Source organism: Olivibacter jilunii (genome assembly GCF_900607235.1).
GTDB classification, from domain to species: Bacteria; Bacteroidota; Bacteroidia; order Sphingobacteriales; family Sphingobacteriaceae; genus Olivibacter; species Olivibacter oleidegradans.
On sequence record NZ_LR027849.1, the window covers coordinates 193583 to 212380 of the forward strand.

Annotated in this window: 17 protein-coding genes; 8 read left to right on the forward strand and 9 right to left on the reverse strand. The window is 42.2% G+C overall.

All coding sequences use genetic code 11. The features are described 5' to 3' along the window. The first annotated feature begins 20 nt into the window (after positions 1-20). Genes E0E36_RS06875 through E0E36_RS06885 form a run of 3 tightly spaced genes read left to right on the forward strand, consistent with a single transcriptional unit; the run spans position 21 to position 5399 of the window. Entirely contained in the window at positions 21-2480 is a 2460-nt protein-coding gene (locus E0E36_RS06875; RefSeq protein WP_242627151.1) for a hypothetical protein, read from the forward strand. A gap of 27 nt (positions 2481-2507) precedes the next feature. Continuing rightward, positions 2508-3596: a hypothetical protein gene (locus E0E36_RS06880; RefSeq protein ID WP_130855317.1), complete on the forward strand. Its 1089-nt coding sequence runs from the start codon at positions 2508-2510 to the stop codon at positions 3594-3596. A gap of 6 nt (positions 3597-3602) precedes the next feature. Then, positions 3603-5399: an FAD-dependent oxidoreductase gene (locus E0E36_RS06885; protein WP_130855318.1), complete on the forward strand. Its 1797-nt coding sequence runs from the start codon at positions 3603-3605 to the stop codon at positions 5397-5399. A gap of 68 nt (positions 5400-5467) precedes the next feature. Here E0E36_RS06885 and E0E36_RS06890 read toward each other — a convergent pair whose 3' ends face one another. Together E0E36_RS06890 and E0E36_RS06895 are read right to left on the reverse strand one after the other, a co-directional pair. Further along, positions 5468-5986, reverse strand: a complete 519-nt coding sequence (locus tag E0E36_RS06890; protein ID WP_130855319.1) for an antibiotic biosynthesis monooxygenase — start codon at positions 5984-5986, stop codon at positions 5468-5470. A gap of 203 nt (positions 5987-6189) precedes the next feature. Next, complete coding sequence (locus E0E36_RS06895) at positions 6190-6600, reverse strand: helix-turn-helix transcriptional regulator (RefSeq protein ID WP_130855320.1); 411 nt, start codon at positions 6598-6600, stop codon at positions 6190-6192. Positions 6601-7104: 504 nt separating this feature from the next. On the opposite strand from E0E36_RS06895, the gene E0E36_RS06900 reads away from it, so the two are divergent. Then, the gene (locus tag E0E36_RS06900) at positions 7105-7317 is read left to right on the forward strand and encodes a hypothetical protein (RefSeq protein ID WP_130855321.1); all 213 of its coding nucleotides are present in this window, start codon (positions 7105-7107) and stop codon (positions 7315-7317) included. A 97-nt stretch (positions 7318-7414) separates the two neighbouring features. On the opposite strand, the gene E0E36_RS06905 is transcribed toward E0E36_RS06900, so the two are convergent. Next, positions 7415-7849: a nuclear transport factor 2 family protein gene (locus tag E0E36_RS06905; protein WP_130855322.1), complete on the reverse strand. Its 435-nt coding sequence runs from the start codon at positions 7847-7849 to the stop codon at positions 7415-7417. Between the two features lie 413 nt (positions 7850-8262). Here E0E36_RS06905 and E0E36_RS06910 point away from each other — a divergent pair, with 413 nt between their 5' ends. Then, complete coding sequence (locus E0E36_RS06910; RefSeq protein ID WP_130855323.1) at positions 8263-9600, forward strand: carboxylesterase family protein; 1338 nt, start codon at positions 8263-8265, stop codon at positions 9598-9600. 35 nt (positions 9601-9635) lie between these two features. Here E0E36_RS06910 and E0E36_RS06915 read toward each other — a convergent pair whose 3' ends face one another. Continuing rightward, complete coding sequence (locus tag E0E36_RS06915) at positions 9636-10208, reverse strand: TetR/AcrR family transcriptional regulator (protein WP_130855324.1); 573 nt, start codon at positions 10206-10208, stop codon at positions 9636-9638. A gap of 91 nt (positions 10209-10299) precedes the next feature. On the opposite strand from E0E36_RS06915, the gene E0E36_RS06920 reads away from it, so the two are divergent. Further along, positions 10300-10902 (forward strand): NAD(P)H-dependent oxidoreductase, encoded by a 603-nt coding sequence (locus tag E0E36_RS06920; protein ID WP_130855325.1) that lies wholly within the window; start codon positions 10300-10302, stop codon positions 10900-10902. Between the two features lie 169 nt (positions 10903-11071). Here the strand turns inward: E0E36_RS06920 and E0E36_RS06925 are convergent, their stop codons facing one another. Together E0E36_RS06925 and E0E36_RS06930 are read right to left on the reverse strand one after the other, a co-directional pair. Then, positions 11072-11962: a DMT family transporter gene (locus E0E36_RS06925; protein ID WP_130855326.1), complete on the reverse strand. Its 891-nt coding sequence runs from the start codon at positions 11960-11962 to the stop codon at positions 11072-11074. Positions 11963-12395: 433 nt separating this feature from the next. Further along, positions 12396-12773, reverse strand: a complete 378-nt coding sequence (locus E0E36_RS06930) for a hypothetical protein (protein WP_013667555.1) — start codon at positions 12771-12773, stop codon at positions 12396-12398. Positions 12774-13124: 351 nt separating this feature from the next. Between E0E36_RS06930 and E0E36_RS06935 the strand changes: the two genes are divergently transcribed. Beyond that, positions 13125-14684, forward strand: a complete 1560-nt coding sequence (locus E0E36_RS06935) for a sulfatase family protein (RefSeq protein ID WP_130855327.1) — start codon at positions 13125-13127, stop codon at positions 14682-14684. 92 nt (positions 14685-14776) lie between these two features. On the opposite strand, the gene E0E36_RS06940 is transcribed toward E0E36_RS06935, so the two are convergent. The 3 genes from E0E36_RS06940 to E0E36_RS06950 all read right to left on the reverse strand — a co-directional run bounded on the left by E0E36_RS06940 (position 14777) and on the right by E0E36_RS06950 (position 17072). Beyond that, on the reverse strand, positions 14777-16036 hold the full coding sequence (locus E0E36_RS06940) for an RNA polymerase sigma factor (RefSeq protein WP_130855328.1): 1260 nt from the start codon (positions 16034-16036) through the stop codon (positions 14777-14779). After that, positions 16033-16380: a YciI family protein gene (locus E0E36_RS06945; protein ID WP_013667552.1), complete on the reverse strand. Its 348-nt coding sequence runs from the start codon at positions 16378-16380 to the stop codon at positions 16033-16035. The genes E0E36_RS06940 and E0E36_RS06945 overlap by 4 nt, the downstream gene beginning before the upstream one ends. Positions 16381-16448: 68 nt before the next feature. Then, positions 16449-17072 carry an FMN-dependent NADH-azoreductase gene (locus E0E36_RS06950; RefSeq protein WP_013667551.1) on the reverse strand — a complete coding sequence of 208 codons (624 nt, stop codon included), beginning with the start codon at positions 17070-17072 and terminating at the stop codon, positions 16449-16451. A gap of 163 nt (positions 17073-17235) precedes the next feature. Between E0E36_RS06950 and E0E36_RS06955 the strand changes: the two genes are divergently transcribed. Continuing rightward, positions 17236-18657 (forward strand): sulfatase family protein, encoded by a 1422-nt coding sequence (locus E0E36_RS06955; protein WP_130855329.1) that lies wholly within the window; start codon positions 17236-17238, stop codon positions 18655-18657. Positions 18658-18798 lie beyond the last annotated feature (141 nt).

Genomic DNA, 18798 nt, shown 5'->3' on the forward strand with positions numbered 1-18798 from the left:
CCAAAAGAAAGATGTTACAAATGAAAAAAATAGTAGGTTATGCGCTGTTGTTCTGCTTACTGAGCGCTTGTGCAGTACAAGAACCTAAAGAGCCGATCCAGATCAGTGGCATTTATCCGCATCTAGCAATGTATAATGATGAGGGCGAATGTGGTACGGGCGCTGTGGTGCCTTGGCAGGATAGGTTATGGGTGATTACTTATGGTCCGCATCTCCCTTTCGGCTCTTCAGACCGTTTATATGAAATAAAGGAGGATATGGAACGGACAATCCACCCGGAAAGTATCGGTGGTACGCCTGCCAATCGTATGATTCACCGTGAAAGTAAACAACTGTTCATCGGCCCATATGCAATTGATTCGACTCGACAGGTACGGGCCATTCAGTACAAAGATATGCCGGGTCGTCTGACGGGCAATGCCCGCCACTTGACGGATCCTGCCAACAAAATATACTACGGAACGATGGAGGAAGGTTTTTATGAGGTGGATGTGCATACGTTAAAACCGCAGTGGCTCTTTGCTGATGAAAATTTGAAACCGGAGCAAAGACGGCAGGTACCCATGGCCAATTTAATCGGATGGCATGGTAAAGGGCTTTATTCAGGACAAGGGGTCCTGGTATACAGTAATAACGGCGAACGGGGGGATAGTGCGCTTCATCATTTCAACGCGCCTTCCGGCGGTCTGCATGAGTGGGACGGCAAGCAGTGGAAAATGATCCGTAGAAATCAATTCACGGAAATAACGGGTCCGGGAGGTATTTATGGAAATGTTAATCCTGGTGAGGATCCTATCTGGACCGTCGGTTGGGATCATAAATCGGTGCTGTTGGGTGTGCGGGGAGCTGATGGTTGGTCATTCTTCCGCTTGCCGAAAGCAAGCCATAGTTATGATGGCGCCCATGGTTGGAATACCGAATGGCCGCGGATCAGAAATATAGGTACGGCGGAGAAACCGGACTATTTGATGACTATGCACGGTTTGTTTTGGCGTTTTCCAGGGAATTTTAACCTTAGGCAAACAGCTGGTGTCCGCCCACGATCGGCATACCTTAAGGTGATTGGCGACTTTGCAAGATGGAACGATCGCTTAGTTTTCGGCTGCGATGATTCAGCCGAGCGGGAGTTTCTGAATAAACGAAAGGCAAAGGGGGGCATTGAAGGCCCCGGACAATCGAATTCCAATTTATGGTTTACTTCGTTGGAAAAACCTGATCTGCTAGGACCAGCTACCGCCGACGGCTCGGTTTGGCAGCAAGAGCATGTAGGCGCCGGACAGCTCTCCGATCCCTTTTTGTTTGCAGGTTGGCCGATCCGGTCCTGCTGGTTGTCGAATGACGGTAAGGTTGAAACAAGCTTCACGTTTGAAGTAGATCTGTCAGGTAATGGGCAGTGGCAAACACATAAGGTGGTGAAGGTGTTACCGGGAGAAGCGATACAGGTACCCTTTGATAGGGAAGAAAAAGGAGAATGGATACGGATTAAAAATGCAGTGACAACAAATGCTAGTGCACATTTTACTTACGCACAAACTGAAAAACGTGGACGGGATGCAGCTGATCTTTTTGATGGCCTTGCAAAGACATCTACCTTCAACGGTGGCTTATTGTACGGTTTAGGCGATCAACGAAAGGCCATGGGAATGGTGGCCAGACAATACGAAAAGGGTGAATTAAAAGCGAATATCGGATATTATGAACTGAATGAAAAAATGCAGCTCGTTGCCAAGAAAGATGATACAACTGCAAGGTTTATCGAGCAGCGTTTTGCTATACCCAAAAAAGTGGTACATGTAGATAGCGCTTCGGTACTGATTATTGATGATAAAGGACGCAGATGGCGACTTCCAATGGGGAATAAGTCTTTTACGGAATTAATCCATGAGGGAACCTTGCGGATATGCCGCGAAGTGGCTACTGAACGCGATTTGTTTAATTGCCATGGTACCTTTTACGAGTTGCCTGCAGAAAATGCGGATGGCTTTGCAAAGTTGAGACCGGTAGCCTCGCATGCGTTCAACATGAACGATTACGCTTCTTACCGAGGGATGTTGATTATGACGGGGATAGACCCCTCGCAGCTGGAAGTAAACCGAAACGAACATATAATTGTCTCAGAAGATAAGAAGGCTGCGGTTTGGGCCGGTGTGATTGATGATCTATGGAAGCTCGGCAAGCCAAGGGGGGAGGGCGGCCCTTGGAAAGATAGCGAGGTGCGTGAAGGCATCGCCTCCGACCCGTATTTAATCGGGTTCTATGATCAACGGAAATTGAGAATGTCCCACCAGGCAACGGAAAGCGTGATTTTTACTATGGAGGTAGATCCAGGAGGCGATGGTAATTGGATACGTTATAAATCGATCAAGGTACGGCAAGGCGAAAAGGTCGATTTTGATTTTCCGCCGTCATTTCAAGCACGATGGATCCGGTTTAAAGTTGATCGAGATTGTGTTGCAACCGCTTGGCTTTCTTATAGTTAATTTCGATGAACGAGAAGGTTTAAAATTATGATAAGCATGCTTCGCTACGGATTAAGTTTGTTGATGAGCTATGTATGGCTCGCTTCAGTGCAGGCACAGTCGGCTCGGGAAAGTTATACATTAACAGAGCAGGGTGAGACTTATGAATTGGTGTTGGTTTTTGATGCAGGGAACCAACCTGTTTATTATTTCCGGGATGTATTTACGCCGGTTTGCCTAGACAATGTCTGCAAACCGGTACGCATTAAATTGTTCTGGGATTTGCTGGGTAATTATTTGCGTTATGAAGTGCCAAAGGCGGAACCTTTGACTAAGTTAGACCATAAAGAATTTACGCCGGAAGACCATAGTAAATTACAGGAAATCCTTTTGAACGAAAACTCGCTCTTAAAGGATTTTAAAATGGAAGACCTCGTAGATTCAACCAGTCAAGGCCTATCAGATTCGGTGGACGCAATTACCGGTGCTACAAAAAACACCGTGAAAGGAGAGGTTATTGAGGGAGCTTTATATACCTGCTATACGCTATGGCACCTGGCACATGGTACGACTCCGGGCGAAATTCTAAAAATTACGCAGAGCAAGTTGAATGACGCCTTGCTGCATCACTTTTTGCGGAGCGACAACTACCATTATGTGTATTTTGCGCTGGGCGAGGTGATGGATACGGAAGGGTTGGTACGTGCAGGCTTTCTAACGGATGTGCTGACTTTGTTGGAAAGCGATAACGTGTTTGCCGCCCGCCGTGTTTGGGAACGGATCAACTTAAGTTATTTTGCCACAGACAAAATGCAAGAGCAATTATGGCGCGTTTTTGACCGATCACCTTATATGCAACAAGTAGCTATGTTAAAAAAGATAAGCGAACTGAGTCTGGATTCGGCTGTGGTATTACAAATAGTTGATTACTTACCGCAACTAAATCAGGCCCTATTTAAACAAGCACTGTCAGTATTGGCTAGTCAGGAAACATTATCGAAGGCAGCACAGGAAAAGTTGATGGCTTATCTTACTGCACCGGATAAAGAAAGAGCAAGAGCAGTATATGAAGTGATGAAGCAGCATAAGCAAATACGTGAAAATTTTAACGAACAATTAAGAACTTATAAACCATAAAAAATCATGATAAAACTTATTTTTAGCAGGCATCTACTAAGCTTTGTCGTTTTCTTCTGTATGCAACGTTTGGTAGCACAGGAACAAATATTAATAGAAGCGGAGTCTTTTAAACAAAAGGGAGGATGGGTAATTGACCAGCAATCGTTCCCCGTCCTTCACTCTTCGTATCTGATGGCCCATGGAATGGGCAGGCCGGTTTCAGATGCGAAGACGACGGTGAAGTTTCCAAAGAAGGGTACTTACCGAGTGTGGGTGCGTACAAAAGATTGGGCGCCTTTTCCGGTGGGCCCGGGTAGGTTCAAACTCTTTGTGGATGGTCAGCCTTTGCAGGTAACTTTTGGAGAAAGTGGCGACAGCGCCTGGAAATGGTATAATGGCGGTGACATTAAGGTCGACCGAGATTCGGTTGAGTTGGTGTTACAGGATTTAACCGGATTTAACGGTCGGGTAGATGCTATACTTTTTAATAAGGGAAGTGAGGCTGAGCCCCCAAATGAACTCGCGGCATTGGATATGCTGCGGAATAGACTATTGGGTTTGGCGGCAGGTAGAAAAGAGATGGGAAATTTTGACCTGGTCGTGGTAGGTGGAGGAGTGGCCGGAACCTGTGCTGCTTTATCTGCTGCTCGTTTAGGTCTTAAGGTCGCCTTAATACAGGACAGACCCTTGTTAGGGGGGAACAATAGTTCAGAGGTACGGGTGCATCTGATGGGCGACCTCGATAAAAGTTATTATCCTAAGTTGGGTAGAATTGTACGTGAATTGGATAATGGAGATCCCGGTAACGGCAACCCGAATGCGAAGGAATACGGCGATGCACGTAAGTTTGCAATTGTGAAAGCCGAAAAAAATCTCTCGCTTTTTATCAATACGCATGTTTACCAAGCAGAAACTGAAAACAATACAATTAAAGCCGTTATAGGAAGGAATATTGAGACTAATCAGGAAACGCGTTTTACAGGCGCTTATTTCGCAGATTGTACGGGAGATGGCACCTTAGGCTTCTTGGCGGGTGCTGATTTTAGAATGGGACGTGAGAGTAGAAAGGAAACGGGCGAATCTTTGGCTGCTGATGAGGCAGACGATTTTACCCTTGGAACATCCAATCTCTGGGCATCTATACCGGTTGATAGCACTACGACTTTTCCCGAGACGCCATGGGCACTTCCGTTTTCAGATGAATACCATATTGATGAAGTGCAATCGGATTGGCAATGGGAAACGGGTTTCGGAAACTTTAACACCATTACCGAAGCAGAACAGATACGAGATCATAATCTACGCGCGGTTTACGGAAATTGGTCTTACTTAAAAAATCACAAGCCGGAAAAATATGCTAAGCGTGAATTGGCTTGGGTTGCTTATATTGGCGGAAAGCGCGAATCCAGACGCTTGATGGGCGATCATATCCTTACGCAGATGGATATTCAAGAGGGTAAAATGTATCCGGATGCAACGGTGACAGCTACCTGGACGATAGATCTTCATTTTCCGGACAAAAAGAACAGTTTGTATTTTCCGGACGAGGAATTTTTTGCTGGTACCAAACATATCCGCGTAGCGCCTTACACGATACCTTATCGAAGTCTTTACTCGCGGAATATCAATAATCTTTTTATGGCTGGAAGGAACATTAGTACCACACACGTGGCCTTTGGAAGCACTCGAGTGATGCGTACCTGCGGAATGATGGGCGAGGTGGTGGGAATGGCGGCTTCTATTGCCAAAAAGTACCAAAGCAGCCCACGAGGTGTGTACGAAAAGTATTTATCGGAATTTATGAGGATGATTAAGGATTAAATGAGATGGAGCAAAGGATAGCGACTCTATTCATATAGAAAATAAACAATTATAAACTGATACAATACTCAAGGTCTGAGCCAAGGTTTCATCCACTTCGTCAAGGTGGGCATAACTACCCATGTCAAAAGTAACACCATCAGAATCGCCATGATAAAGAGGCGGGCAATGATAGGCACATTTTTTATGAAAGGGCCAAGTGCGAATGACAAAAATGTACTTGTTGGCAGAACACCGCAAAAAGTGGCAATCGCCATTTTCCACCTTGGTGGTGGCACAGGAGAACGGAACCAGGCTTCAAGGCCGCTAAGCTCGCGGTACAGTGTATCTTCGGTGACGCTTGACGCATAAGCTTCCCATTTTTTAAACGCATCCGAACGATAGAAAGCATCTCGTTCAGCCTCATCTTTAAAGGTACGGAGAATGCCGATTTCTCGGTTTTCCGTACCTGGCAGCGCGGTAATCATGGCCGCGCCATGTACGCCGCCGTGCGCAAAAGAATCACCTAAAAACTGACGCAGTGCTTCTTTAAATTCTTCTTCTTTTCCCGGTAAAATTTTTCGGGTTATTGCAACATGAATAGGCATATGTTTTTATTTATCAACAGGTAAATATCGCATATAATTTTAAGCTAAGCTTAGTCGGACCCTATTTTTTTGTTTTTCCATAGCGCAGCAAACCGCTGCTAATGCGTTCACAATTCCCGAGTTTTTGGTTTTAAATAGCATGCTTTCTCATGATTTAACCAAATGGGCTTTGGCTAGCGAGGGTTAATCTAAGCGAGTTTGCATTATAAGAAAGAACGTGTTTTTATTGTTTTGCCGCGCGACTTATGACGAGTTGTTTTGGATGAATTGATTTCTTTTAACACACGGTTATATTCTTCCAATACTTGTATGTATTTTTCCTTCCAGTAGGTGACACTCTCTAAATCCGTAATATTATTGTCTTTCTGAACTGTCGGGACCAATGGTGTGGTTGTATGAAAATCTTCGGTGGAAAACAATTCCGGAAACTCAAAGGAAAAGTCATAATTGAGTGCTTTGCCGATTTTCAATATGATATCCCGTCTCAGTTTGGGTTGACTGAACCAGTTGTACATAGATCGTCTATTGACATTGATCGTTCGACTTAGGTCCGTAATACTATAGCCGTTTCTTCGGATGGTTCGCTCGATGATCTCCCCGTGATGCTTATTCATTTGATACTTAAATATTCAGTTAGGTGCTATGGTTGTTTGGATCCCGAATGGTAACCTAAAATGCATAACTGTAGCTTATAACGCATTCATTCAGCTTTTATTGTCTTCTGCTGACAATACGGTTATATTTTGCCAATTTGTGCGTAAATCATATGCAGGAGGCCGCTTTGGCAGCAGGGTGTCTTTAGATGCCCCAATACGTTGAATAAAGTCAACGTATTGGGGCATGGTATTTGGTGCCCATGATGATCTATCCTAAAATTAAGCACATTGGTTGACATACATTGTTTTCTTCCTTGTTAGTTACGACGGCAATAAGAAGAGTGTAAATACCCTATAACTCTTTTATAGAATAGAGCGTCAACTGAATCACCGGCAATGAATTTGCGCTGACATTAAAAGCTTATGAAAATTGTGAACAGCTTGTTACATTTTTAATAGTGGAATCGTTATAAAGAGAGTGTATACCGAAAGGTAAAGGGTAGGATTTTAATTGAACAAATTATGCAAAATTTTTGGATGAAAGTAAGGGGTGACTTTTACAACGTCAATATAACATCGATACAGGGCATGCAATTATGTATGGTAGACATTATGAACGAGCAAGTTACTTTTGAGTTTCCACAAAAGGAGGCCTGTCGTTTTCAAGCAAAGCGTGTCGACCCGAGTTTATTAAGAGAATTTGCACATAGGATTGAAAGTTATCTGCAAAGTTAACTCGGCAAATTAAAACCGGTATCTCTATGTTTAGATGGCGCTTAAGAAGGGCCCCGCTAAAAGACGGAGCCTTCCATATTTTTTATAGTGGACAGTTTTATTCGAAGGTACTTATAACCTGGTTGATCTGATAGCCCTGATCGGTTTGCGAGATGGTCACATAATCGATGCGTGAAAACTCTTTGTATTTCATTTCGATTTTAGCAATCGTTACGCCATCGTTTTCTTCTAAGATACTATAATCCGTTTCGCAATTCTGCTGTACATTTCGTTGATTTTTTAAGAAACTGACTAGCTGTTTTTTGTTAAAGCTATTACCCTTTTTTCTTTGCACAATGCGCTGATGAAACTGTTCACTAAATAGTTGCTCTATGTTAGTAAGCTGTCCATTGGTTACAGCATCTGAATAACGATCTAAGGTTTGATTAATAGCTGCTATATTGGAGCGTTTGGCCGGTTTAGGTGTTGCAGAAAATGCAACAGTACCTGTTAATACAATGGCTGCGATGATGGAGGTGATGAACGTTTTCATAATTGTAAATTTTATCGAGTTAATTTTTTAGTGTTCTATGCCAAGTGCATGACATAATTGTTCCGCTTTATTTAAAATGTTGTCTTGTAGTTACTTATGTGTTTAAGCTGTTCTCGTTTCTGTACGAAAACGTACATCATCTGTCCTATGGCGGACAGCGTTGGGTGCTTGCATGTTTTGCTTTGAACAACATCTTGATATTTATCTTGTTGATTCAAATCTAGGAAGTGGATTGCGCTTGACCGAGAAAAAATAGGTGAACAGCAGAAAATAATCGGTAAATGGTGGCGTGAGACGGTGAAGAAACACATAGGTTTGTTGGAACGCTTCTAAAAGATAAGCTAAGGTCATATATAACGACTATTTCCTATATTCGCAGCTATAAGGTATACATAAGTTGCCTTAAATCATAAATGACCAATACGAGTTTTAGAACGTTAGCGGGCACGATACAGGGATGGCAGGATGGAGCTGTTATAAGGGCGACAGGTATTCCCTATGCGATAGCAGAGCGCTATGAAAAGCCCCGGGAGATAATCGGTTTGGGCAGTATAGAACCTTATATGGCGACCAACTGGTCGCCGGCTTGTCCACAATCCTTTTCTCCTGTATTAAAGGAGGTGTTTGGCATGGATATGATGGATGAATTGCCCCTGAATGAGAATTGTCAGCACTTGTCGATTACAATTCCCGCTAGTACCCCTGTATCAGCGGGCTTGCCGGTAATGGTCTGGATTCATGGAGGTTCATATCTTACCGGTGCAGGGGATATGACAGCTTACGACCCAGCCTTGCTTGTCAGTGAACAGCAGGTGGTGGTTGTTAATGTGACTTATCGATTAGGTTTATTTGGTTTTTTAGGGGGATATAATGATATACCGGCGAATCTAGGACTGCTTGACATTATAGCTGCGTTACGGTGGATAAAAAGGCATATTGACGCGTTTGGCGGAAATCCGGAAAATATTACCCTTTTTGGTCAGTCAGCGGGTGGCGATGCCATTGCGCACCTGATGTTAGCGGAGGGCGTAGAAAATCTATTTCATAGAGTCATCATTCAAAGCGCACCTTTAGGGATCAGGAAGGGAAAAGCATCACTTACTGAAACCTTGATAAAGAAAGTGGCTGCTTTCCCCAAAAATTCACCGGTAAACAAGCTTTTGGATATACAGAATACGATGCTATTTTCCATGAAACGGGTAGGATTGAAGGGGGGAATGCCTTTTGGTGTCCAATATGGATTTGAGCCACTTCCTCACGAAGAAAGGACAGAAGAGGTTTGGCGAAAAAGGGCAAATCAATGGGATATACTGATCGGGTGGACAAACCGCGAAACAGCGCTTTTTGCTCCCTATATTAAGCTGGTGCAACACTTATCTTACGTGCCTGTGTTCGGTAAAGCGATGTTAGAATGGCTGATCCGTAAGACAACAGATAGCGTGTACCGAACTTCAGGAAGAGCTTTTGCAGAATTAATGGCAAGCGGCCATAGGCAAGTGTATGAATATCAGATTGATTGGGGCGAGAAGAAAAATAACTTTAGAGGAGCGCATGTGATTGATATCCCGCTTTTATTCGGTAATGAGCAGCTATGGAAGAATGCGTTGTTTTGCAAGGGAAGCTCGCCTGAAGAGCTACGCCTTGCCGGAAGACGTCTGCGTACCGTATGGGCAAACTTTGCGCGGACCGGCGTCTTGGAGGAAAAAAAGACGATACCTGGACTTATTAGCTATAAACGCGTAAACGTTTAAAAGCTCGTCTATTTCGAAGGCCTCATAAAGGGAGGTCATTTCTTCCTCGTCATCTGTGATATAATTTCAGACAGCATCTCCACAATTGCGTTCCGTTCGAGCGGTAAATCTGCGCCCATGATCTCATAACCATCCGCGTAAGGAATCAATAATGATACTACTTTTTCAGGACAGGGAGTAAATTGCGAAATCAATTGAACCAACCAGTTCGCATAATTCCTGTAGAAGCGATGAACGGTTTCGGCGAGTTCTTTGTCTCTCAACATAAGGGCCCAGAGCTCTCGAAAAATGCTATGATCATAATCGTTAATTCCGTCTACAATCAACATCTCAAGTAATTTTTTAATGAAGCCGTTAGTGGATGCACGATCGTTTACATTAATGGTAGACAGTTCACTGAGTATTGTTTTCTCACATTGCCGAAAGAAAAATTCGCACATCGCTTGAAATAGCTTGGTCCGATCCGGGAAATAGTATTGCAAATTACTAAGTGTTATACCCGTTTTATTCGCAACCTGTCGCATCGTTACACCACTACTTCCTTCTGCTTTTAAAATCGCTATCGTCTGTTTAAGAATGTCGGCCGTTACGTTTTCTCTTTTTGACATAAAGAAGATAAATCAATTTTGCTTTATAGGTCATTTGACCTATTTTTGTTTTGGTCATTTGACCTATTTTTTGATATACAATTTAAATATAATGGAAAAAAAGAATATTTTAGTGATTAACGGTCATCCTGACAAAGAAAGTTTTAACCAATTGATTACCGACCGCTATATAGATACAGCGGTTTCTTTCGGTGCAAATGTGCGCAGTCTCATGCTGGGAGAGCTCGATTTCGATCCCAATCTCAAGTATGGTTATAGAAAACGTATGGAATTAGAACCGGATCTATTGATGGCCTTAGACAATATTTTATGGAGTGATCATCTGGTTTGGGTTCATCCTTTATGGTGGTGGAGTTATCCGGCTGTGATGAAAGGTTTTATTGACCGACTCTTCCTTCCAACAATTGCTTTTGAAAGCAGAGACGATGGTTCTTATAATAAATTATTCAGTGGCAGGACGGCTCGAATTATCTGTACTGCTGATACATCGGAAGAGGATTATATTGAACAGTATAAAGGTTCCGCTTTTTTACAGCTGAAGGAAGGGACCTTGGAGTTTTGTGGAATTACGCCGGTGTACACGACTTACTTAAGCCCGATTTATCAAGTGGGTAAAGAGCGCTTGGATCACTACCTAGAAATTGTTTCGAAGACTGCGGAAGAAGATATTCATCGGTTGAACATGAGCAAGTAGCGGGAGTAGGCCCTGCTACGCGACAATTATTCAAATCGTTCAAAATTAGCCCGCGAAGGCGTTGGTAGGTCTGTCTAGTCGGTTGAGATAATAGAGCGGTTAGACTTTTTAATTTCGCCATGATGGACTATCAACGGAAATGAGGTTTAGGGTCAATACGGAATAATTCCTACGATTTGATTCTTGCCGTCTTCAACCGTTTTCTCCGAGCGATTAATGATTGTAGTACAACCGACGTCATCACGAAAGTGCAACCCACATAAAACGATAGGTTCACTTCCTTACCTTCATTAAATAGCCAGAATGCCAGTATTATGGCGTATATCGGTTCCAGATTAAAACTCAAGTTGACGGTGAATGCGGAGATCTGTTTTAAACTCTCTGCAAATAGCATATATAAAAGGACGGTACAGAATAGTGCTAAGAAAAGCAGGTATAGGAGATCGGTTAGACCGGGAAATAGATTGTCTGTTGGAAAATAACGGAGATACAGTGGCATTAACAACGCTAAGACGCAAGTTCCGCTAATCATCTGATAATAGTTAATGACTTTACTGTCATAATTTTTGACCAGTCGTTCATTAAAAATAGTATAAAGTGCTGCAAAGGAGGAAGAGATCGTTCCAATCAGAATACCGAGTTGATAAGAGGTGTCAAAATGAAAGATTAAGCTGATACCCAGCAACGTCAAAGCACTCAGGACAAGTTCCGTAGGTACAAACTTTTTTTTATTGATTAGCGGTTCGAAAATAGCTGTGAAGAAGCTGGTGAGGCAGTAGCATACGACGCCAATGGATACGTTAGCATACTTGATGCTTGCATAAAACAGCACCCAATGGGTCATCAGTAAAAGTCCGACCTTTCCGATCGCTATTTTTTCCCGAAAATGAAGTATTCGGTCTTTGCGCGTAAAACGAAGAATGACGAAAAGAATAAGGGACGCAAAGAGCATTCGATACCATACGAGGAGCCCTTCATTGAGGGTAATAAGTTTTCCGAAGATACCGGTGAAGCCAGCCAGAATTACAGCAATATGTAATAGCAGATATGATTTTTTCATTTGAATTGCCTATTTATTGATGACGGTTAACGTTTTTTTATAAATGATATGCGTATTACAACAGCGGATTCTTATAACCCGAGTACGCAAGTTCATGTTGAAAAACTAACAGGTTGGCGGGGGAAGGCAACTCTTGCTATTCATACTAATAGATGTTTTTGCAAATAAAAGAAATATTTTCCGATTTTTATCAGCTAATTTGCTTTCATGTGAAGAGCAAAATTATGAATTTATGCAATGGAATGGGGACGAATGCGTCAGAAAGAATATTGAATCGCTTCCTTCTATACAATAGCTAATGAAAGAAAAAGTTTTTGATTTATGTGTAGATGAAATTTGGAAGTTTTGAGAAAAAAGAAAGGAGGGTGTCTAAAGGGTGACAGGTTGAACGTCACCTTTCTTGTGAACACCCTCTTTCTCGTTTTTACTCGTTTTAGGCTAGGACGGTAGTTCTACCAAATTGTTGTGTTTGTCTTGCTAAGGCAACATTATACTCTTCCAAAAGGCTGATGTATTTGTCTTTCCAATAAGAGATCTCTTCGACCTGTTGAATGGTGGCTGAAAAGTTCTGCTTACTTTTTTCAATTTCGCGTTGAAAGTCTTCAGAGGTGAATAGTTCGGGAAATTCTTTAGAAAAATCATGACGAATTGCGACTCCGATTTTAAAAATGATCTCAGGTTTGAATCTTGCCTGAGCAAACCAATTATAAATCGATCGTCTGTTTACTTTCATCATCCGACTCAATTCACTGATACTGTAACCGTTTCTTCGAATCGTCATTTCGATAATTTCTCCATAATGCTTGTCCATAGATAGTATTTGTTTTTTTGTGATGCAAAGATTGGGAAAAACGGAGAAATAATCTACAGGTGGAATACTGTAAATGGCACAGGAAAAACCCTGTTTTTTGAGAAAAAATGATAGGTATATTGCTTATTTGTTCGATAATTGTTATCATAATCTCACATGGCCAATTAGTGAAGCGCGTAAGAATGTGACGAACCGCGAAGTGCTTATTAATAAAGTGCATCGAAGGCAGTGGGCCACATCCTAAGTAGTTTGTTCTTCAAATCAAGATCTATATACCTATAAACAAAGGAGATGCTGACACCGCATTTGAAAAAAATATTGTAGATTTAGCGGTGAACGATAAATAAAATTATGGTGAAAAAAATTAGTATTTGCTTGCTTGCATTCGGAATTGCGCTGGCTAGCTGTAATCAAAACACAAAAAAGTCAGAAGGTAAACCGCAAAAACCCAATATTATATTCATTTTTTCCGATGATCACGCTTACCAAGCAATCGGTGCCTATGGTAGTAAATATGCACGCACACCGAATATTGATCGCATTGCAAAGGAAGGGGCTATCTTTAATAATTTCTTAGTAACGAATTCGATCTGCGGACCTAGCAGAGCAAATTTACTGACGGGAAAATACAGTCATGAAAATGGTTACTTGGGCAATGAAGGGAAATTCAATGTAGAGCAACAACTCTTTAGTCGTTTGTTAAAACAAGCAGACTATCAGACCGCTTGGATCGGTAAATGGCACTTAGGGACATTGCCCGGCGATGCCTTTGATTATTGGAATATCTTACCTGGGCAAGGGCATTATTACAACCCCGATTTTATTAACCAAGCGAATGATACTACCCGAATTGAGGGATATGTGACTAATATTATTACAGATCTAGCGACGAACTGGTTGGATAGTCGTGATACAGATAAACCGTTTTTCTTAGTGGTAGGAGAGAAGGCTACCCATCGCGAATGGCTACCCGATCTAGAAGACTTAGGAGCTTACGATGATGTTAATTTTCCCCTGCCGGAAACTTTTTATGATGCTTATGCAGGAAGAAAAGCAGCAGCGGATCAGGATATGACCATCGAAAAAACGATGCGCTTAAAACAAGATCTAAAGGTGAATTTAGATTATGGAGTTAGTAAAAATGGTGTCTATAATCGTTTTACTGATGCACAAAAGGAGCGTTTCAGTACCTACTATAATAAAATATCGGAGGAATTTGACTCAAAGAAGCTAAGTGGGAAGGCCCTCACCGAGTGGAAATACCAACGTTATATAAGAGATTACCTCTCCACTGCGAATGCACTGGATCGTAACATCGGCAAGTTGTTGGCATATTTAGATGAAAAGGGCTTAGCAGAAAACACGATTGTAATCTATGGTTCGGATCAAGGGTTTTATCTGGGAGAACATGGCTGGTTTGATAAACGTTTTATCTATCAAGAGTCACTAAAAACGCCGTTTCTAATTCGGTACCCCGGCGTAGTAAATCCGGGCACTAAGATTGACCAGCATGTATTGAATATCGATTGGGCGCCTACTTTGCTTGAAATTGCGGGTGTAACGGTTCCAAAGGATATTCAGGGCCAGTCCTTTCTTCCCGTGTTGCAGGCCAATGGAAGGGATGTGAGAACTCGAGAGGCGAGCTATTATCATTATTATGAATTTCCGGAGCCTCATCACGTGTCTCCCCATTTTGGCGTTACCACGGAGCGTTACAAACTGGTGCGTTTTTATAAAGGGCAGAATGCTTGGGAATTGTATGACTTGCAAAAAGACCCACAGGAACTTCATAATGTTTACGAAGACGAGGCTTATCAGACGACAATTGAAGAATTGAAAGATAAACTCAAAAAGTTAATCGACGAATATCGGGATAAAGAAGCGGCTACCGTCTTTTCACAGCAAATTTAAGGAGAAGCGTAGGTTTTAACGGCCGGTCTGTCAGGAGGCTGTCCTGAGTGGCTGGCCGTTTCCGATTCTTTTCCGGTAGATTTCTATGATGGTTACTTCGGTGCTCGCAAGATGGGAAGCTTTGCTCTTAGTCGAATTATTTCTTTCATTAGTTGTTCTTTGGCAGCCGGAGATTGCTTTTTATTTATGGCTTTTTGGTAATGCTCGATTGCCCGGTCTTTATTAATTGATGCGTAAAGATAACCCAATAGCTCGTGCCATCCCTCATGTTGTGTTAACCCGGTTTTTTCTAATTCTTCGATGGCTTTTTCGTGACCGTATACTTTTCCATAAGCAAAAAACCTGTTTAAAGTTCTTGGTGGAGTCGGGGCCAGTTGGAGGAGCTGGTCATAAAGATCAAGAATGTTATTCCACTTTTCTTTATGCAGGGTGGTGTGCCAGTAAGCAATACTTGCCTCCAGATGATAACTTGACATCTCATTACCATGGCATGCTTCAAGCATATAGTAATGCCCTCTTTCAATCAAGCTGCTGTCCCAACGTTCCCGGTCTTGCTCATCAAAGCGGAGCGGCTCACCATGCTCATTCATTCTGGCATCCAGTCGTGAACTTTGATAGCACATCAAAGCCATCAAGGCATTAGCTTGAGCGGTATTTGTTATTTGATTTTCCAATAATAAGAGGGCCAAGCGAATGGCTTCTGCGCATAAGTCTTTTCTTATGATCTGACTGTTGCTTTTGGAATAATACCCTTCATTATAAAGTAAATATAACACTTTCAGAACCGTTTCAGAACGCGCTTTGATTTCCTGCTCATTCAGTTCGTTAATACGAAATTTTATTTTTCGTAGGTTATTCCGAGCACGATACAGTCTTTTTTTTATGGTTTCCGTTTTAGTGAGGAAGGCCTGGGCAAGCTCCTCAACACTAAAACCTGAAAGTATCTGCAAAGCAAGGCATATTTGGGATTCGGGAGAATTGTGTGAGTCGCATACCGCAAACATCATGGCTAAAACGCTGTCGGCAATATATTGTCGCTCTATAAGAGAATCACTTGCTATAAACGACTCACTTAGTTCCTTAATCGTGTTACGCTTAGACTGAAAGAGTGTATCTCGTTTAATAAAATCTTTCGCTTTGTTTTTTGCTACGGTATACAACCAAGCCGCCGGATTATCGGGTATTCCGTTTACTCCCCAATATTCAGCGGCTTTTAAAAATGCATCACTAACGATATCTTCAGCTATTTCTAAGTTGACGAGCCCAAAATGACGACATAATACTGCCGTCATTTTCGTATATTCAGATCTAAAAAGATGCGATAATTCGTTTTCTTTTGAAAAATTGCTCACGATTTTTGCTCGTATAGTTGCACGACTTCTCGTATTTCGATGCTACCTCCGACCTTAAAGATCGGGTTTGTCTTGGCCAATTCAACAGCCTCCTCGATTGTTTCCGCTCGCACGATGAGATACCCGCTGACAAATTCCTTTATTTCGGTATAGGGACCATCGGTTACAACGTGATCGGCGTGTACCGTTTTTGCTTCAGTGACGGATAAGGTATTTCCTTTATTGACCAGTTTATTTTGAGCGGCTAGCCCGGCTAGCCAAGCCATTCGCTCCTGTAATTGCTCGAGCGACGGTTTTTTGTCTGATTGACTACTCAACCTGAAAAGTAAGGTGAATTCTTTCATGATTTTCGATATTTCTTGTTACGACGAATGAAATTTCCAAAAGAGGACAAGCGCGCTAACTTTTTGTATTAAAGTTCGGTCTTTTCAACGATATTGCGGGTAATAAAATCGTAATTCGCCTGAAATCCGGCTTCGGCAGTACCTTCTATTCGAAGTGAAGTTATGTCATTGATTCCAATAAAACCTAAAATCGTAAAGAGATAATCTTCAATATAGTTCTTAATGGGATCGGAAGTGCTGTCCGGATAGCGGCCTCCTGTACTAATGGCTAAAAAGGCCTGCTTATCCGGGAATAATCCAATACGCTTACCATCGGGCAGATATCGAAAGGATTCACCCAGCCGAACCAACTGGTCGATCCAAGCTTTTAATGCGGCATGTATAGTGAAGTTATACATCGGTGCGCCTATGACTAAAATATCGGCGCTTTTAACTTCCTGAAGAATTTTGTCGGAATACATAATAGCCTGACGTTCTGCCTCGGATCTGTTGTTCGCTGTGTTAAAAAATGACGACAGATGGGAAACTGTCAAAAACGAAGGCTGATCTTGTAATAAATGGTTTTCCACGACTTCACTTTCCGGATAGGCTGTTAGAAGTCGTTTAATGATAGCGCGCCCCAAACGAATACTTTGCGATTCTGCTCCGCGCGGACTAGAGATTACGTGTAAAATGTTTTTTTTCCGGTGCATACATGATGTTTTTATTATATGCATGACGACCGAACTCAATAAAAGGGGACACTGACAGACCACAGTAAATAATTGAGACAAAACTGCTAAATTTTGATCAACTTATCCTTTGTATGTTTCTTATCTTTGGATAAGGACCGCCAATTAACCATGTTTACGACATATGATGATCATCTTACTACGCACTAACTTTATTTCAGTACGGATTTTAAACGCTCTTTTGCTTTTAGCTTTGCTTGTCGCTTGTTTACAACGCGCGCAAGCGGCCCTTCCTAATAAAGACGAAAAGCCGAATATTATAATAATAATGGCCGATGACCTTGATTCCAAACAATTGAGCTGCTATGGTGGGGTCAATATAAAGACAAAATATATTGACCAACTAGCCTCCGAAGGTATGAAGTTCAACACCCTTGTTGCTTCCGAAGCTATGTGTGTGCCTACTAGAGCTTCACTGTTTACCGGCCTGTATCCCGCCAGACACGGTGCTTATCAAAATCACAAACAAGTTTATCCGGAGCTAAAAAGCATCATCCATTACCTGAATGCGGTTGGTTATCGGGTCGGTCTTGCCGGTAAGGATCACGTTACTAAGCCGGTTTCCATATTTCCATTTGATCGGGTAGGTGGCTTTGAGCCGAATTGTGTGTCTCAAACAGATAATTATACCTTAGATAGCGTGAGGAGCTATATAAAACAAGAAGACCCCTTTTGTCTTTTTGTAATGAGTATTAATCCTCATGCGCCATGGACTGTGGGAGATCCAACGGAATTCGACCCATCAAAATTAAAACTACCGCCTCATTGGGTGGATACAGATTTAACACGCCGGCAATTCTGCAATTATTTGGCAGAAATACGTCGGCTGGATAATCAGGTAGGTGATATCATTAACGTATTAAAGGAAACGGGTAAGGAAGACAATACCATGGTTATTTTTCTTGGCGAACAAGGTCCGCAATTTCCGGGAGGAAAATGGACTCTGTATGACAACGGACAAAAAAGTTCTATGATTGTTAAATGGCCGGGCGAGGTGGATGCGGGTACTAAAACGGATGCGATTGTTCAATATGAAGATATTATGCCAACCTTGCTAGATATAGCGGGCGGTAAGTCTATAAAAGCACTGGACGGATTTAGCTTTAAGCAGGTTTTATTAAACAAGGCAAGCACACATCGTGATTTTGCTTATGGTATTCACAATAACATACCGGAAGGGCCTGCTTATCCTATTAGAAGTATTCGCGATCTTCATTATAAATATATCCGCAATTTATTGCCGGACTCAACCTATTACATTAAATATATGATGAATACCGACAAAGACAATTTGGCATGGACAAGCTGGGTTCGAAAAGCGGAAAATGATAAGTCGGCGGTACCACTTATAGAGCGAATTGCTCATCGTCCGGCAGTGGAGTTATACGACCTAAAAAGGGATCCGTATGAGTTGAATAATTTAGCGGAAAACCCGGAATACCGCAGTCTACTTGAGAAATATGCCAGACAACTGGATAATTGGCTGGCCTCTCAAGGCGATCATGGGATAGCAATGGATGTGCCTCTGAACAAACACAAACAATAAGATACCCCACGCTTATATGGGGGGTTGGTTTCGTATCTGATACATGTTCGAATCCGCACAATGCTGTACGGATTCGAACAACACCTATAGCGAAAACCGGGAACAGGATGTCTCAAGCGACTTTTTTACCATGGCAGATTT

Coding starts and splice junctions, on each gene's coding strand:
- E0E36_RS06955 (WP_130855329.1), top strand. CDS start 17,236: ATGATGATCATCTTACTACGCACTAACTTTATTTCAGTACGGATTTTA.
- E0E36_RS06920 (WP_130855325.1), top strand. CDS start 10,300: ATGGAAAAAAAGAATATTTTAGTGATTAACGGTCATCCTGACAAAGAA.
- E0E36_RS06945 (WP_013667552.1), bottom strand. CDS start 16,380: ATGAAAGAATTCACCTTACTTTTCAGGTTGAGTAGTCAATCAGACAAA.
- E0E36_RS06935 (WP_130855327.1), top strand. CDS start 13,125: ATGGTGAAAAAAATTAGTATTTGCTTGCTTGCATTCGGAATTGCGCTG.
- E0E36_RS06950 (WP_013667551.1), bottom strand. CDS start 17,072: ATGCACCGGAAAAAAAACATTTTACACGTAATCTCTAGTCCGCGCGGA.
- E0E36_RS06885 (WP_130855318.1), top strand. CDS start 3,603: ATGATAAAACTTATTTTTAGCAGGCATCTACTAAGCTTTGTCGTTTTC.
- E0E36_RS06880 (WP_130855317.1), top strand. CDS start 2,508: ATGATAAGCATGCTTCGCTACGGATTAAGTTTGTTGATGAGCTATGTA.
- E0E36_RS06875 (WP_242627151.1), top strand. CDS start 21: ATGAAAAAAATAGTAGGTTATGCGCTGTTGTTCTGCTTACTGAGCGCT.
- E0E36_RS06890 (WP_130855319.1), bottom strand. CDS start 5,986: ATGCCTATTCATGTTGCAATAACCCGAAAAATTTTACCGGGAAAAGAA.
- E0E36_RS06925 (WP_130855326.1), bottom strand. CDS start 11,962: ATGAAAAAATCATATCTGCTATTACATATTGCTGTAATTCTGGCTGGC.
- E0E36_RS06910 (WP_130855323.1), top strand. CDS start 8,263: ATGACCAATACGAGTTTTAGAACGTTAGCGGGCACGATACAGGGATGG.
- E0E36_RS06930 (WP_013667555.1), bottom strand. CDS start 12,773: ATGGACAAGCATTATGGAGAAATTATCGAAATGACGATTCGAAGAAAC.
- E0E36_RS06905 (WP_130855322.1), bottom strand. CDS start 7,849: ATGAAAACGTTCATCACCTCCATCATCGCAGCCATTGTATTAACAGGT.
- E0E36_RS06895 (WP_130855320.1), bottom strand. CDS start 6,600: ATGAATAAGCATCACGGGGAGATCATCGAGCGAACCATCCGAAGAAAC.
- E0E36_RS06900 (WP_130855321.1), top strand. CDS start 7,105: ATGCAAAATTTTTGGATGAAAGTAAGGGGTGACTTTTACAACGTCAAT.
- E0E36_RS06915 (WP_130855324.1), bottom strand. CDS start 10,208: ATGTCAAAAAGAGAAAACGTAACGGCCGACATTCTTAAACAGACGATA.